Origin of the sequence: Flavobacterium fluviale (genome assembly GCF_003312915.1) — a bacterium.
Taxonomy (GTDB): Bacteria; Bacteroidota; Bacteroidia; order Flavobacteriales; family Flavobacteriaceae; genus Flavobacterium; species Flavobacterium fluviale.
The window spans coordinates 1,174,980-1,191,576 of the sequence record NZ_CP030261.1; the positions used below are offsets into that span (position 1 = coordinate 1,174,980).

At 32.9% G+C, this 16,597-nt stretch carries 11 protein-coding genes and 2 tRNA genes; 10 read left to right on the forward strand and 3 right to left on the reverse strand.

What is annotated here, in order from left to right:
- Nucleotides 1–32: 32 nt before the first annotated feature.
- The 3 genes from HYN86_RS05320 to rseP form a co-directional block, all read right to left on the reverse strand.
- Nucleotides 33–106, reverse strand: a tRNA-Asn gene (locus tag HYN86_RS05320).
- 38 nt (nucleotides 107–144) lie between these two features.
- A tRNA-Asn gene (locus tag HYN86_RS05325) sits at nucleotides 145–218 on the reverse strand.
- A gap of 83 nt (nucleotides 219–301) precedes the next feature.
- Complete coding sequence (gene rseP / locus HYN86_RS05330) at nucleotides 302–1,645, reverse strand: RIP metalloprotease RseP (protein WP_113677103.1); 1,344 nt, start codon at nucleotides 1,643–1,645, stop codon at nucleotides 302–304.
- A gap of 248 nt (nucleotides 1,646–1,893) precedes the next feature.
- Here rseP and HYN86_RS05335 point away from each other — a divergent pair, with 248 nt between their 5' ends.
- From HYN86_RS05335 to HYN86_RS21265, 10 genes are all read left to right on the forward strand, one after another.
- Nucleotides 1,894–2,796 (forward strand): hypothetical protein, encoded by a 903-nt coding sequence (locus tag HYN86_RS05335; protein WP_162789295.1) that lies wholly within the window; start codon nucleotides 1,894–1,896, stop codon nucleotides 2,794–2,796.
- The gene (locus HYN86_RS05340) at nucleotides 2,790–3,437 is read left to right on the forward strand and encodes an ATP-binding cassette domain-containing protein (RefSeq protein WP_113677105.1); all 648 of its coding nucleotides are present in this window, start codon (nucleotides 2,790–2,792) and stop codon (nucleotides 3,435–3,437) included. Before HYN86_RS05335 ends, HYN86_RS05340 begins: the two co-directional genes overlap by 7 nt.
- A gap of 127 nt (nucleotides 3,438–3,564) precedes the next feature.
- Nucleotides 3,565–4,635 (forward strand): NADH:flavin oxidoreductase/NADH oxidase, encoded by a 1,071-nt coding sequence (locus tag HYN86_RS05345; protein ID WP_113677106.1) that lies wholly within the window; start codon nucleotides 3,565–3,567, stop codon nucleotides 4,633–4,635.
- A 77-nt stretch (nucleotides 4,636–4,712) separates the two neighbouring features.
- The gene (locus tag HYN86_RS05350) at nucleotides 4,713–5,753 is read left to right on the forward strand and encodes a Gfo/Idh/MocA family oxidoreductase (RefSeq protein WP_113677107.1); all 1,041 of its coding nucleotides are present in this window, start codon (nucleotides 4,713–4,715) and stop codon (nucleotides 5,751–5,753) included.
- A gap of 443 nt (nucleotides 5,754–6,196) precedes the next feature.
- On the forward strand, nucleotides 6,197–7,417 hold the full coding sequence (locus HYN86_RS05355) for an MFS transporter (RefSeq protein ID WP_113677108.1): 1,221 nt from the start codon (nucleotides 6,197–6,199) through the stop codon (nucleotides 7,415–7,417).
- A 212-nt stretch (nucleotides 7,418–7,629) separates the two neighbouring features.
- Nucleotides 7,630–10,449 carry a carboxypeptidase-like regulatory domain-containing protein gene (locus HYN86_RS05360; RefSeq protein ID WP_113677109.1) on the forward strand — a complete coding sequence of 940 codons (2,820 nt, stop codon included), beginning with the start codon at nucleotides 7,630–7,632 and terminating at the stop codon, nucleotides 10,447–10,449.
- Between the two features lie 11 nt (nucleotides 10,450–10,460).
- On the forward strand, nucleotides 10,461–11,810 hold the full coding sequence (locus HYN86_RS05365; protein ID WP_113677110.1) for a DUF5689 domain-containing protein: 1,350 nt from the start codon (nucleotides 10,461–10,463) through the stop codon (nucleotides 11,808–11,810).
- Nucleotides 11,811–12,006: 196 nt separating this feature from the next.
- Nucleotides 12,007–13,257 carry a hypothetical protein gene (locus HYN86_RS05370; protein WP_113677111.1) on the forward strand — a complete coding sequence of 417 codons (1,251 nt, stop codon included), beginning with the start codon at nucleotides 12,007–12,009 and terminating at the stop codon, nucleotides 13,255–13,257.
- Complete coding sequence (locus tag HYN86_RS05375) at nucleotides 13,250–13,741, forward strand: DUF4280 domain-containing protein (RefSeq protein ID WP_113677112.1); 492 nt, start codon at nucleotides 13,250–13,252, stop codon at nucleotides 13,739–13,741. The genes HYN86_RS05370 and HYN86_RS05375 overlap by 8 nt, the downstream gene beginning before the upstream one ends.
- Before the next feature lie 2 nt (nucleotides 13,742–13,743).
- Nucleotides 13,744–16,593 carry an OmpA family protein gene (locus tag HYN86_RS21265; RefSeq protein WP_113677113.1) on the forward strand — a complete coding sequence of 950 codons (2,850 nt, stop codon included), beginning with the start codon at nucleotides 13,744–13,746 and terminating at the stop codon, nucleotides 16,591–16,593.
- Nucleotides 16,594–16,597: the final 4 nt, after the last annotated feature.

Here is a 16,597-nt window from a genome sequence, read left to right on the forward strand (position 1 = left end):
AAGACGATCAATTTGATCGTCTTTTTTTTAAGCTCCCCCTCTTGGGCTCGAACCAAGGACCCTCTGATTAACAGTCAGATGCTCTAACCAACTGAGCTAAGGAGGAATCACCTTAAAGGTAAATATGTTTGCTAAAAAAAGTTGCTCCCCCTCTTGGGCTCGAACCAAGGACCCTCTGATTAACAGTCAGATGCTCTAACCAACTGAGCTAAGGAGGAAGTTGTTGCTCTTTTTAGCGAGTGCAAATATAAAACTATTTTTAGTTTCTCAAAAACATTTTCACTCTTTTTATTAAATATTTTTACTTGCCTACAATTGCTTTGTAAATGTCATTTCCGTTAGCAAATAGTAATAGTGAAATAAGTAAAACAAAACCAACCATTTGCGCATTCTCTAGGAATTTATCGCTTGGTTTTTTGCCACTAATTATTTCATACAATAAAAACATCACGTGGCCGCCATCAAGTGCAGGAATTGGCAATAAATTCATAACTCCAAGCATAATCGACAATAAAGCCGTGATTGACCAGAAAACTTCCCAGCTCCAAGAACTAGGGAAAATGTTGTAAATCGCAGCAAAACCACCCACTTGTTTGTAAGCTTTAGTTTCTGGATTAAAAATCATTTTCAATTGTTTTCCGTAACCTACTAATTGGTCTTTACCTTTTTCAAGACCAACCGGAATAGATTCGAAGAAACCATATTCTTTAGTACTAATTTTATAGTAACCCAATTTCTCTAAAGATTTTAAGTCTAAACCACCAGAAACAACGCCTAAAGTTCCTGTCGAAGAAACTTTCAAACTAATAGGTGTTTCTTTTAAATCGCGTAAAACAACAGCAGGAATCTGTTTTCCTTTGTTTGCTGTTAAAATTGTTTTTGCTTCATCAAAATATTTGATTTTTTGTCCGTTAAGAGAAAGAATTAAATCTTTTGGTTTTAAATTTTGATTCGGAGATGCCTCATCAACTTTTGCAATCGCAAATGGTCTACGGATACCAATAAGAAGTCCTTTTTCTGTTTTAGAAAGCTGATCTACAAAATCTGTCGGCATTGTAATCGTTTGCTGTTGTCCGCTTCTTTCAATCAAAACGTGTTTGGCCATGATTACATTCATGTTCATATCACTGTCAAAGTTTTCTACCGCTTTACCATCAATAGAAATGATTTTATCGCCAGTTTTAAAACCAGCTTTCAGCATAGCAGGATTTTCAATCGCAACACCATCTTTTAAGTCAGAGTTTGCAATATAAGTATCTCCGTAAGCAAATGCCATTCCGATATAAATAATAAAAGCCAGGATAAAGTTTACCGTAACACCGCCAAGCATAATAATTAAACGTTGCCAAGCTGGTTTTGAACGAAATTCCCATGGCTGAGGAGGCAGAGCCATTTGCTCTTTGTCCATACTTTCATCAATCATTCCAGAAATTTTCACATAACCACCAAGCGGAAGCCATCCGATACCATATTCTGTTTCTCCGATTTTCTTTTTGAAAAGTGAATATTTAACATCAAAAAATAAGTAAAATTTTTCGACTCTTGTTTTAAACAATTTTGCAGGGATAAAATGCCCTAATTCATGAAGAATAATAAGTAAAGATAAACTCAATAGAAATTGAGAGAGTTTGATAACTATATCCATTTTTTATTTTTAGTTCGTATTTAACGCACAAAAGTAGCGTTTTCTTATTTAATTTAAGACCGCAAGATAATGTTTAAGGTTTTAAATGTTTGTTAATAATTGACCTTACTTTTCAATAAAGTAAATATTGTTCATTTGTTAGTAACATTTTTGATTATTTGTTACAAACATCTTCGGCAAGTATTTGTAAAATAAGCTTGTTATTCTTTGGTTGTAAATAAAAAATAGTAAATTTCGGAAAAAAAATATTGAGAACAATCTTACATTATTTGTTTTTGGTTCGTTTTAGAAAATTAGTTTCTAAAGACGATAATCTGGCAGTATTTATTAGTGTACTGCTCTATTTTGGCAGTGCATTTTTAATTTATAAAAACTTCGAAAAGTTCAGGAGTTATGTTCCCCTCCTTTTCTTGGAGATAGTGGTTTATCATTTGCAGAGGTTAGATGTAGAGCTTCTAAAAATGAAGAAAAATTATAAATTAATTCTATTTATAGAATACCTTATTTATTCATCTCCATTTTATCTAGTACTCTTATTAAAGAATGAATTTATTTTTATTGCAGCGATTATTTTATTTAAGATTCTATTAATCAATGCTCCTAAATTCAATTTAAAAATTATTAAATATCCTTTTGATACATTTAATATCTACTGGCATATCTCTTTTAGAAAATACAAGCTGATTTATATTCTTCCAATTTTGATCGCCATTATTTTTATGGCAGTAAACAGTAAAAATCAAAATCTATTGTATGCAGTTTTTTTAGGTTTGTCTTTAATAACCTGCATTCCATCTTTTGAAAGAGAAACAACAGAAGAAATAAAACAGAATCCTTTTAGTGCCGAAAAATACTTGAGTTGTCAGTTTAAAAATTCAATTATCAATACTGCATATTTAGTGCTTCCCTTTGCTTTAACGTTGTGCTTCTTATTGCAGTGGGAGAAATTAATATTTCTCATTTTTATATTTATTGTTCCTCTATTGAATCTCCTGTTAAAATATATTTATTTCAACAACAATTATTTACAGCAGATTTTCTTTACTCTTTTTATAGCTTCAAGTATTTTTTTATTTGGAGTTCCATTGTTGGCAACACCTTTTATTTATAAAAAAGCGATTCAAAACTTAAACGAATTAAAAACATGCTGAAGATTATTATTGATCACAAAAAATATAAAGACAAATCAATATTAGAAAACATTAATATCAGTATTGATCAGCCTGGAATTTATGGTGTTATTGGTAAAAACGGTCAAGGTAAAACAACACTTTTTAAATGTATTTTAGGTTTAGAAAAGTTTAATGGAAGCTGTTCCGTTAATGAAGAAAAAGTAGTACTGCAAAATGCAGGCTGGGTTCCAACAGATCCTCCAATTTATGGAGAACTTACCGCGGTCGAATTTTACGACTTTTATGCCCATTTAGTAGATGTAGATAGAAAAAGCACAACTCACATATTTGAAGTTCCAAGTAATCAATTAATTCGGGAGTTTTCTACTGGAATGAAAAAGAAAACATATCTGAATGCCGTTTTTCAAAAAGAATTTGCAATTTATATTTTGGATGAGCCTTTTAACGGACTCGATTTAGAATCAAATTATTTGTTGATGAACCATATTAGAGCAATTTCAAAAGAGAGTATTATTTTTATTTCTTCGCATATATTAGAGATACTTTACAGGGATTGTGACAAAATTTTTCTACTTCAAAATAAGAACATTACTGAGTTTGAAAAAAGCCAATATTCAGAAATTGAGAAAGAATTGTTTGTGATAAATAATATTGAATAGAATTTGGTTTAAATGTTTGTTAATTAATAAACATTTCAATTTCTCGTTTTAGCAAGATGCCGTAACTTTACTTTTTAAACTGTTGTCATTTTCAATTGGCAGCATAAAATCTTCAAAAGTTACAATTATGGCTTCACAATTATTTTCTCCATTAACTATAAAAAAAATTACTTTAAAAAATAGAATTGCAATTTCTCCAATGTGCCAGTATTCTTCAGAAGACGGTTTTGCAAACGATTGGCATTTGGTCCATCTAGGAAGTCGAGCGACTGGAGGTGCAGGTTTAATTATTCAGGAAGCTACGGCAGTTTCTCCAGAAGCAAGGATTTCTCCTTCAGATCTTGGAATTTGGAAAGATGAACACATCGAAAAATTAAAACAAATCAACCAATTCATTATTTCTCAAAATTCAATTCCAGGAATTCAATTGGCGCATGCGGGACGAAAAGCAAGTGTTTCGGCTCCATGGTTGGGCAATAAAAAATTAGATTTCGCTCAAGGCGGATGGCAGACGGTTTCTGCAAGTGCGATTCCGTATCATGATGACGAACCTTTTCTTCCAGAAGCTTTGGATAAAAACGGAATCCAAAAAGTGATTTCAGATTTTAAAGCAGCAACAAAACGAGTGGTAGAAGCTGGATATCAGGTTTTAGAAATTCACGGCGCGCACGGATATTTGCTGCATCAGTTTTTATCTCCATTGACAAATGTGAGAACAGATGAATACGGCGGAAGTTTTGAAAACAGAATTCGTTTTACACTCGAAATTGTAGAAGCAGTTCAAACCGAATGGCCGTCTGATTTACCATTATTTGTTAGAATATCGGCAACTGACTGGGTAGAAAACGGATGGAATCCTGAAGAATCTGTACAGCTTTCAAAAATATTAAAAGAAAAAGGAGTAGATTTAATTGACGTTTCATCGGGCGGATTGGTTTCGCATCAAAAAATTACACTTGGTCCAGGTTATCAAGTTCCTTTTGCAGAAAAAGTAAAAAAAGAAGCTGATATTTCAACTGGAGCAGTTGGTTTAATTACCGAAGCCAGACAAGCGGAAGAAATACTAAATAACAGTCAAGCTGATTTAATTTTATTCGCCAGAGAATCTTTGAGAAATCCGAATTTGCCTTTAGATTTCGCTAAAGAATTAGACAGCGAAATTCAATGGCCAAAACAATACGAGAGAGCTAAAATTTAATATTTTTTCCGCCACGAATTCACGAATTATTTTTTTCCAATTCGTGAATTCGTGGCGAATAAACTAAAACAAATCAAATGCAAAAAATAAAAACAGCACTTTTATCATACGGAATGTCGGGAAAAGTTTTTCACGCTCCGTTTTTAGATATTCATGAAGGATTTGAATTATTGGGTTCTTGGGAAAGAAGTAAAAAGCTGATTCAGGAAGATTATCCATACGTTAAAAGTTACGCTTCGATAGACGAGTTATTAAACGACGATGTAGATTTAGTAATTGTAAACACACCCGTAGGAACACATTATGAATATGCTAAAAAAGTCCTTTTGGCAGGCAAACATGCTGTTGTAGAAAAAGCTTTTACAACCACAGTTGCGGAGGCAAAAGAACTAGCATCAATCGCAAAAGAAAAGGGATTGAAATTGGCTGTATTTCAAAACAGAAGATGGGACAGTGACTTTAAAACAATCAAGAAAATTATCGACGAAAGGGTTCTAGGCGATTTGATAGAAGCAGAATTTCATTTTGACCGTTATAATCCTTTATTGAGTCCGAAGACACATAAAGAAACGGCAAATGACGGCGCTGGAGTTTTAAAAGATTTAGGTCCGCATTTAATAGATCAAGCGGTGAGTTTATTTGGCTGTCCGAAATCGGTATTTGGAGATATTCGAGTAACCAGAGAAAATTCTGTTGTAGACGACTGGATCGATTTGACATTGTTTTATTCTAATTTCAGAGTAAGATTAAAAGCAGGTTTTTTTGTGAGAGAAGCCAATCCAGCTTATACGATTCACGGTAAAAAAGGCTCTTTCTTAAAACCTCGAGGAGATGTTCAAGAAGATGATTTAAAAATCGGAAAAAAGCCAAATTTAGAATCTTGGGGAACAGAAGACGCAAATCTCCAAGGACTTTTACACACAGAAATTGATGGTAAAATAGTAAGAGAAAAAATCCCGACACTTCAAGGTAATTATTTTAGTTTTTTTGATGCAGTTTATGATTCGATCGTAAACGATAAAAAAGAACCAGTAACTGCAGAAGATGGTGTAAAAGTAATGCAGGTTATAGAAGCTGCCATTGCAAGTAATGCCCAGCAAAAGGTAATAAGTATATAATAAATTATGTAATTAAGTAGGATTATCATTCCTTAGGAATGTTTCGTCGGTAAAAAATATAATGTTCAGTCGCATTTACGTTCCATAGGAACGTTTGATTTCGTTGTCATTTTTATAATCTAAATGTATCAAACGTTCCTATGGAACGTAAAATATCGCAACGATATCATTTTTTCTACCGACGAAATGTTCCTACGGAACACAATATAAATAAAAGGGGTTTTCTCGAAAGTTGAGATTGCTCCTTTTTTTGTTTTAATAAAAAATGACGCAGATTATAATTCTATTAAACGCGAAAAGTTGTAATTTTAATAAGAAGATTTCAATTGAAAACCTTCGAATTTATAAACAATAACGTTGTATATTGTGCATAACGTTAGGTTTTATGCGCTTTAACAAGTGTTTTTAGTATTTTTGAAAATATCATTTATTAAAAATTAAATATGCTGATAAATTTTAATCCATTAGCGCTTTTTCAGACCAAAGGTAAAATCAAGAAAGTATTTAGAGAAGCAAAGGCTTCCTATTTAAATCGGATTCGTTTTGCCGTTGGAATGTTTTATTTCGGAATGGGTTTAAGTTTTGCAACTTGGGCAAGCAGGATTCCAGATATTAAAACGGCTTTGCATTTAACAGAAGGAGATTTGGGTTCTATACTTTTTGCACTTCCAGTTGGACAATTAGTGATTATGCCCTTTTCGGGAAAAATGGTTACCAAGTGGGGAAGTCACCGCATTTTGATTTTCTCTTTAATAATGTACGTTTTCTGCTTAATTAATTTAGGATTGGCAACAACAGCACTACAATTATCACTTGGGTTATTTTTATTTGGCCTGTTTGGAAATTTAGCCAATATTGCTGTAAATACGCAAGGAGTTTACACGGAAGTTTTGTTCAAAAAAACAATCATGTCAGCATTTCACGGAATGTGGAGTTTTGCAGGATTTACAGGAGCATTAGTTGGTTTAGGTATGCTTGCTTTAAAATTAAGTCCATTACACCATTTTCTAATTGTAGCTGGAATAGTTTTGCTTATGGTTGCTTTTAATTTTAAATTTTTGGTTAGAGCCAAAGAGAAAGTAAAAGTAAAACAAGAAGGTAAAAAACTATTTGTAAAACCAGACACAGCCTTACTTTGGCTGGGAGTAATTGGTTTTTGCAGTATGGCGAGCGAAGGCGTTATGTTCGATTGGAGCGGTGTTTACTTTAAAGATATTGTACAAGCGCCTGGCGCGTTAGTAGTTTTAGGCTACACTTCTTTTATGATTATGATGGCTGGCGGAAGATTTTTGGGTGACGGATTAATCAATAAATTTGGTCGTGAACGCGTTATGCAGATTAGCGGCGTTATGATTTCTGCGGGACTTTTTACAGCTGTTTTTCTTCCTTATATTATTCCGTGTACAATCGCTTTTATGTTCGTTGGTTTGGGCGTTGCCACTATCGTTCCAACCGTATATAGTATCGCTGGGAAAAATCCAACCGTGCCTGCTGGTGAAGCTTTAACGATTGTGTCGAGTGTAAGTTTCTTAGGTTTCTTGATGGGACCACCAGTAATTGGGCATATTGCACAAAGTTTTGGTCTTCAGTTTTCTTTTGCCTTTATCGGAATTTTTGGTGTTCTGATTGCTTTTATGGTTTCTAAAATTCGAACTACAGCTTAATATAGCGTATTTTTTGAAGTGCTTCTTTTCAATTAGCTTTTCCTAAATCAAAATAAATTTGAAAGAATTTGCTTATATTTAAATATTTTGCCTATTTTTGAATGTAGAGCCTAACCACTTAAAACTTAGAATTTCTTTTCCAAAAACCAATTTTATCTTTTGAATAAGGATTGCGATCCTAAACTATTTTCAAAAATAAATTGGAATTTTTAATGGTAAAAAAATACTTAGCAGCTTTAATTTTAATGGCCTTTACTTTTGCGTCGGCACAGCAGCAAGAAATAACTGTTACTGGAATCGTTATTGATGCGCGAACTCAAAATCCGCTTGAAAATGTAATAGTGACGATTCAAAATACAGCTGTAATGCAGCTCACGTCAAAAGAAGGAAAATTTGAGCTTCATATATTTCCGCAAAAAGAGCAGTTACTTTTGCTGAGAAGCCAAGGATACAAAGATTATCTTTTAAAAATCCAATCTTCAAAACAAAACATTAATCTAGGAATTTTACAGCTCGAAGATACTTATTCAGATGAAGTTCCGGCCGCATTGATCACTTTGTCAGACAATGATTTTTCTGAAGATAACAGTTCATCAGAGATGACATCTGGACTTTTACAATCTTCAAAAGATGCGTTTATGCAGGCGTCGGCATTCAATTGGGGGCAAGCTCGCTTTCGTGTTCGCGGTTTAGACAGTGAAAATGGAACCATGATGCTGAATGGGATGACAATGAACAAAATCTACGACGGAAGACCGCAGTGGAACAATTGGGGAGGCTTAAATAATATCTTACGCAATCAAGAATTTTCGGTTGGAACGGCTGCATCGAATTATACTTTCGGTGGAATTTTAGGAACACAGCAAATCACAACTCGAGCTTCCTTATACAGAAAAGGAACATCACTCACATTTTCTGGAAGCAATACAACTTATACTTGGCGTGCAATTGGCACATATGCATCTGGAATGAATTCTTCTGGTTGGGCTTATGCGGTTGCAGCTGGAAAAAGGTGGGCGGATGAAGGTTACTTTCAAGGAACAAATTTCAATGCAGATTCTTTTTTCATTAGTGTCGAAAAGAAATTAAACAACAGAAATTCTCTGAACATTACAGGGTTTTATACTCCGAATTCGCGCGGAAAAAATTCAGCAAATACAAGTGAAGTGACCAGTTTAATGGGCGAAAAATACAATTCGTACTGGGGATTTCAGAATGGTGAAAAACGAAACGCAAGAATTAAAAATGTTGAAGAACCATTAGTAATGCTGAATCATTATTTTAAAATTGATGCTAAAACAAACCTGAATTCGAGCGTTATGTATCAATTTGGGAAAGTCGGAAACAGCAGTATAGATTATCAAAATGCAGATAGTCCAGATCCCGTTAATTATAAAAAAATGCCAAGTTATTTTAGTTCGCTTTATGCGAAAGATCAAGGACAATTTTCAGGTGAGTTTACTCCGGATTATGAAAATGCAGCAAAAAATGCAATTTCACTTCTGGAAAATTCTCAGATTGACTGGGCTACAATGTATCTTGCCAATCAAAAACCAACACAAAATGGTTATGAACCTGCCAAAAGTAAATATGTTCTTTATGAAGACCGAACAGACGATAAGACTTTTGCAGTAAATTCAAACTTAAATATGCAGATTACTCCAAATATTTCATTTGATGGAGGATTCACTTTCCGAAAACTAAAATCGCATAATTTTCAGTATTTGCTGGATCTTTTAGGTGGAGAATATTTCGAAGATATTGATCCATTTTACAAAGGAAATCTTTCACAATCAGATTTACAGCATCCAGACAGAAAAGTTAGGAAAGGAGATATTTATGGGTACAATTATAATTTGTTTGCTAATACTTTAGACCTTTTCACGCAGTTTAAATTTGTTTACAATAAAACAGAATTTTATCTGGCGCAATCATACGCAATGACGAATTATCAAAGAGAAGGATTGTATCAAAACGGACTTTATCCAACTTATTCTCTAGGAAAAAGTGACAAGGTTAACTTTGAAAATTTTGGTTTCAAAGGTGGATTTACCTATAAAATTTCTGGAAAGCAGCTGTTGTTTTTTAATGCAGCGCATTTGACAAGAGCTCCTTCTCTTAGAAATACATTCTCAAATTCACGATTAAATAATTCGATAGTTAATGGAATTGAAAGTGAAAATATTAGCAGCGCCGAAGCAAATTACGTTTATCGATCGCCAAAATTTAAAATGCGTTTTACGGCTTATTATTCTTTAATAAAAAACACTTCAAAAATTTCTTTTTTCTATGCCGAAGGAATTTTTGATAACGGAGCAGGTTATGATGCTACGGATGCTTTTGTAAGTCAGACTTTAACGCATTTAGACAAGAAAAATACTGGAGCAGAATTAAGTTTAGAATATCAATTTTCGTCAACACTAAAAGCGACTTTGTGTGCAGCCTACGGAAATTATGTTTACAGTAGTAATCCAAACGTATCAATTACAAATGATGCAAACGCAGCAAAAGATGGTGCGCAGACTACCTTTGATTTTGGTCAGGCCTATCTTAAAAATTACAAACAGCCAGGAACTCCGCAGCAGGCTTATTCGTTTGGAATGGAATATCGCGATCCAAAATTTTGGTGGCTGGCTGCTAACATTAATTATTTGGCAGAAAGTTATATCGATGTTTCGCCAATTTCAAGAACTGCCCAATTTTACATTAATCCAGCCAATAATTTTCCTTTCCCAGAAGCAACTTCAGAAAGAGGAAATCAATTATTGAAACAAGAAAAATTTGATCCTGTATCACTATTAAATATTAGCGGTGGAAAGTCATGGAGGATTCGTAAAAAATATATAGGTGTTTTTGCCAGCGTTAATAACGTTTTCAATTCAATATATAAAACTGGGGGTTTTGAACAGGCACGAAATGCAAATTTCAGAGCGCTAAATCAAGATGTTTCCAGCGGAACGCCATCGTTTGGTCCTAAATATTATTACGGTTACGGAAGAACTTATTTTTTAAATCTCACCATTGGTTTGTAAATCAAAATCTCATGAAAAACATATTTTTAAATTCATTTTTTGGAATATCATTTTTAATTATCACTAGCTGTAGTACCGAAGTCGAAACGCCGAAATTAGTCTGTACACAGCCAGATTTAACAGTAAATAAGTCTGTAGAAAAAGTATATGAACTTTCAAACAGTACAGCCAAACAATATTTGTACGATGATATAATCGAAGCGTATGTAGTTTCTAGTGACGAAGACGGTAATTTTTTTAAAACAATTTCATTGCAGACATTGGCTACTGCTACTGCTCCCTCGATTGGTTTTAGCGTTCCAATAGATGCTTCAAATACCTATATTGACTATCGCATTGGAAATAAAGTTTATGTAAAACTTAAAAACCAATTTACAGACTTATACTATGGCGGATTAAGAATTGGAAGCTTATATGTGAGCAATGCCGGCGATCCAACAATTGGCAGGATTTCTCAAAATGATTATAAAAATGTACTGAATGCTTCCTGTACAATAATTGATGAAAATACTTTGGTGGAATCGCTTTCTATAGAAGAGGCTCTTAAGGACAATAAATTAAACACATTAATAGAACTAAATGATGTCGAATTTACAGAGGCAGCTTTAGGGCGCCATTATTTTGAAGAATCAAATAATGTGGGCGGATCAACTAATTGGAATCTGCGAGATAAAACCGGAAACCAAATTATTTTTAGAACCAGCAGTTATGCAAAATTTGCAGATCATTTTGTGCCGGAAGGAAGTGGAAAAGTAAGAGGGGTTTTAACCAAATTTGGCACAGATTATCAATTGATGGTAAGATCTGAAAGTGATATTGATATGAATGGAAAGAGAAATGTCCCATTTTTTGCAGAAGATTTTCAATCGGTTAAACATAACGTAAATTTTGCTTTGCCGGGTTGGAGCAATATTGTAGAAAAAGCGACTAAACTGTGGAAGAGTATGGTGTATGCTGGAAATGGCTACGCAGAGTTTAATACCACAAGTACGACAGCAGCCGAAAATATTGCATGGCTTGTTTCTCCTAAAATTAATTTAGCAGGATATAAAAATGCCGTGCTTTCTTTTAGAAGTGCACAGCACGATCTAAAAATGGATTCACCTTTAAATACTTTAGAAGTTTATGTTTCTACCAATTTTGATGGAGCAAGTGTGACCAAAGCAAAATGGACAAAATTGGAAGCCAAAGTTCCGACATTAACAACACCCACACGCGAATTTATAAGCTCTAGGGGGATTGATCTTTCGGCATATTCTGGAAATATTCACATTGCTTTTAAATACATCGGATCAGGAAAAGATAAAACTTTAAACGGCGCTTTTATGGTCGATGACATTAAGATATTTGGAGAGAAATAATATGTATTTAAGGGAAAAGTAAATGAATATGCATAATTAGCTTTTAAGCGGTTTAACGGCTACATGCAAACACTCTGTAAAATTCATTAAAATTTGTAATTATCACAATAAGATATTCTTGCCAATTGCAAAATTTGTATTATTTTTCTTTCTTATTTGATTTAATTCTTATATTTGATTTTCTTAAATATAAGATATGCCTTACATAAAACCTTTTTCTTACGATGATTTTTTGACGTATAAAATCCAAGAGGGAGATACACCGGAAAGTGTAGCAGAAAAGCTAGACATTGACTTATATGCCTTAAGAAGTTATCATAATCGTTACTGTGAATCTGTTGAAGATTGTATTGGACCGACTTTTCCAAGATATCTGAAATTTCTTATTATTCAATCACAAGAAGAAAAGGAGAAAATAGATGCACATCGTGAACCTATCCAATTTTCTACTCAGAATTTCAAACTGCCTTTCCTTCCATCGCACTTAAATAAAAGATATTTGGCGATGTATGATATTGAAAAAGGCTCCGAAAAAAATTCAATAAAGGAAGAAATTAATGTAAAGTGGCTAGCTACAGATAAAAATGGCTATTCACTTATAGAGATTGATAGAAAAGCCTTGTTTGTAAATGAAAATTACGAAAAATCGATGGCTGATGAGCTGGCTGAAAAAACTGCAAAAGTATTTTATCCCATTAAAGTTATCGTTGATTCAAATGGAAAATGTATTGATATAAACAATTTTGATGAGATTCGAGAACGTTGGAATGATGTTAAAAAAGAAGTTCTCAAAGAATTTGAAGGTGAAGTAGTAGAAGAGCGTTTGAAAGCATTCGAATTAAAATTATGCGATAATGATATTATAAGAGAATCATTTCTAAATGATTGGTTTTTAAGAGCTTTTTTTAATGGTTTAAATGTTGAATACAAAGAAAGTTTAACAATAAATAATGTTATTGGATTTCCTATTTCTAAGAAAATTGGAGAAGTGAAATTTGAAGTTGAACAAACTATTATGCCAAAAGTAGATCAATACAATTTGGTTAATATTACTCAAAAAGGAGTTCTTGTTGATGAGAGAAGCAAAGATGATTTTGAAAATAATTTACTTTTTCCATATGATAGTTTAGAAGAAAATAAATCTGAACAATTGGAAGCAATTTATGAAGCTTACTATTTTTTAAATCCTAATACGAATACTGTTGAAAGCCTCTTTCTAGAGTGTGAAATAAAGCTTGACATACCACAAAAAATTGCAATTACAATTTCTGGTTTGGAAGAAACAGGAAAGTTAATCCTTGATGGTAAAATTAAGCTGCATGTACCTATGCAAAAAAAAGAACCCAGCTTATTTCGAGAATTTTTTTGGATCATAGTTCTTATCGTAACCTTGCTGTCAGTTCTAATTTGGATATTTCTAAAACTTCAAAAACATAACTATGAGTGATAAACATATGGTAGTTCAAGGTGCTATTTGTAAGTGTACATTGAGCGTTGAGCCGAAAACAGACATTTTGAAAGTAAAAACACAATCAAAGCATTATGCCAATGATAAAGACTGTGAAAAACTCCTTGCCACAACAAAAGATATTGGCAAAACATTAGAGAAAAATACATTTGGTAAATGCAAAAAGCAGCCTTCAGGTAATGATTATTTACCCTGTCAAGTTCAAATAACAGAATGGAGAAAATTCTATGAAAAAGTTACTTTAAGTAATGAAGGAAAAATATTGCTTGAAGACAGCAGGGCAACTTGTGCAATGGGGTTACCTGATTGTATAGAAATAATTAATCATGGACAAATTGCACAGCCATCAAAACAAAACTTTGTAAAAGCCAATCCTGATGTGCAGAATAAAATTAATCCTTTGCTGGATTTAAATGCAGTTGGCAAACCAAAGTCGGATTTTACAGGAATAGAACAAAAATAAGTATGGCAAGAGGAATAAAAAAAATTGAATGGACAGGGAAAGGAAAAGTAATTACAAAAGGTTCTGTTCCAAATGAAAAAGCGATAATACATGCAGATCAATTTGTAGATTTTAAAATTGCAGAATGGCATGATGGAACCAATGCAGAAGATAAAAAAAGAAATATTCTTTGGCATTTTCAAACCCATACACCTAGAGAAAGTATTCTTAAAATAAATAAGAAAGCTGAAGATACTTATAGTATAACATTACCTAAAAAGCTTTGTGGTCCCTTTGTCTATTATTTACAGGCAAGTTTGCCCACCTTAGATTATTCAAGATCTGCCGGCTTAGTTATTAGCGGATGGTGTCAACCACGAATAGTTTCTAGTTCATGGGCAACTGAAACAAAAGGAAAAGATGTTAGATTGTCTCACCAATTTTCTTATGGACATCCTATTTATCTTCATTTAGATACCGAAGGATTGAATGGTTATAATAATCTAATTATTGAAGTTTATAGAAGAGTAAAAGGAGGAAACAAAGCAACAGATGACCAACAGATAAAAGTTTATACTCAAGTTCCAGTTATAAATGGTGAAATTGATATTATTTTAACAGATACAATAAGTTGGAAAAAAACAAATGAAGTAGGAGAATTCTATATTAAAGTTAAAAACCCATCGACAAAAGAATATATCAAAGACTACAATAATGATGTTTATCATGCTCGTTATCTGCGTATACAAAATAAAACTGAACTCGTTCCTACTAAAATTGAGACAGGGGTCAGTAAAGCAAAAGTACAAGGCGAGCAAAAAAAATATGAAAAAAATCCTGGAAGTTGTAGGTTTACAAAAATAGGAATTACCTATAACGAAGATTATGAGGTAATTTTTGATGAAGGGAAATTTATTCGAAGAGCAAATCCAAATGACAATTTTGATACGCTTGAAAAAATATATTACGATTATGACAAATGGGAGATTCGTTCTGATGCAAAACCTATTTTAGATAAAGTTGCTATTTATTTAAAAGAACCGCCTTTGCTGCCAGTTGAATTGGGCGCCCATACCGATAATAGAGGAACAGATGAATACAATATGGAATTGTCTGCCAAAAGAGCAGATTCTGTTGTAAAGTATTTAATATCAAAGGGAGTTCCCGCTTCTATAATCTCTGCAAAAGGTTACGGAAAAACCAAACTGATTCATAAAGGAGATCATGTTTCTGAAGCACTGCATCAGGAAAACCGTAGAACGACCCTAAGATTTAAACTTTTTGAAAATGATGCAAAAGCGCTTGTTCATGATGTTATTGTGCCAAGTTATAAAAAGCCAGCTGAGGTAAGTATTACTATTAATGGACTTAGCAGAAAAGCATGTCATAAAACAAAGAATCATTTAAATAAAATGATTTCATATCAAAGTTATGTCAAGTTAGAACCGCAAAATTTAACAGAAAATAAGACCAATGAAGTAAAAGTTAAACTTAATTCGCTGCTTCCTGATATTCCAAAAATAACTGATGTACTTTCATTTGGAGTTAAATATAGAAATAAATATCATTACTATTTAAATTCTTGTGCATATTATTCTCTTGTTGAAAATCCAACTTTTACCATAAATGCCTATCCTGATATTGTTTGGATTGCGCATTTTCAGTACAATTATACACATCATGAAGAAGAGCATGAACCTGCCAAAGCACCTTATTATTTCCATAACAAAAAGTTAGAATTAAAACAAGGTATCAAAGAAGAAATTACAGAGTTATCAAATTCTATAATTGGCAAAATAATGAGTTTTTTTCCTGGAGGCTGGATTGTTAAAGACGTGCTTTTAAAGTATATACAAGAAAATGCCATGATTTATGACGTAGGACTGCACTCCATTTATGACCGTGAAATTGAAAAAAGAGAAGAAGCTTTAAGCCTAAAAGGCACGGTAATAGATTTTATAAAAACAGACTCAACAACAAGATATATTGTAGCTTTTGTAATTTATGAAATGGTCGTTGTAGGAATTGTGATTGACTTATTAATGCTTTATCTCACAAGAGGAAAAAGCGCAGAAGGTAAATTAGCAAAAATTGGAAGTAAGATTAAAAAATTATCGAAAGATTTAAAAGATGCGGGTGCCGAATTAGTGCCATCGTCAATTGCTGTAAATGCAGGAATGTATTATAAGTTAATGGCAGATAGAAGAATGGCATTAATTCTTGAAGCCAACATAAAAGCAGATCCGTTAGTTGCCATAAACTTTGAGAGAAAATTCAATTTAAAAAGTTTGCTTTTTGATGAAGCCACAAAAAATGAAAAAAACAAAGACAAAAAAGAAACTAATAAAGCAATAAGCGAAGGTCTAGCCAAATTAGGTAAAAATGATGTAACGTTTACATTAACTATTGTTGGCGAAATAAATTTGGAGCAAAACCTCCAATTCAATTTACTTACCGAGCAGTACAGTCTGCAAGACAAGTTTTGTACCCTTGTAGAGAAGAACAAGATTGCATATACTAAAAAAATAGCAGGAAGTGTGTTGTTTGAGCATTCAGCAGATAAAAAGTTTTTTGAGTTCACGCCTTTAGAAACGCAAGTTACAGCTTCTCTCTCTCTAAAATTGGCATGCGAATCCATTGTCATTATAGAATATGGCTATGACAAAAAAGACAACAAAGGTTTGTTTATGACCATAAAGCTTAAATTTTCAGGATTGAAAGGGACTTTTAATGCTAATGTAAAAGCTAGGATTGATGATGATGAGGGAGAGTATTCTACTAATAATGGTAGGCCTATAGATTTTATAGTCCTAGAAGGGCATACTTTTACTTTGAGCACAATTTATCTATTCAACAACAACCAAATTGCCTAAATAA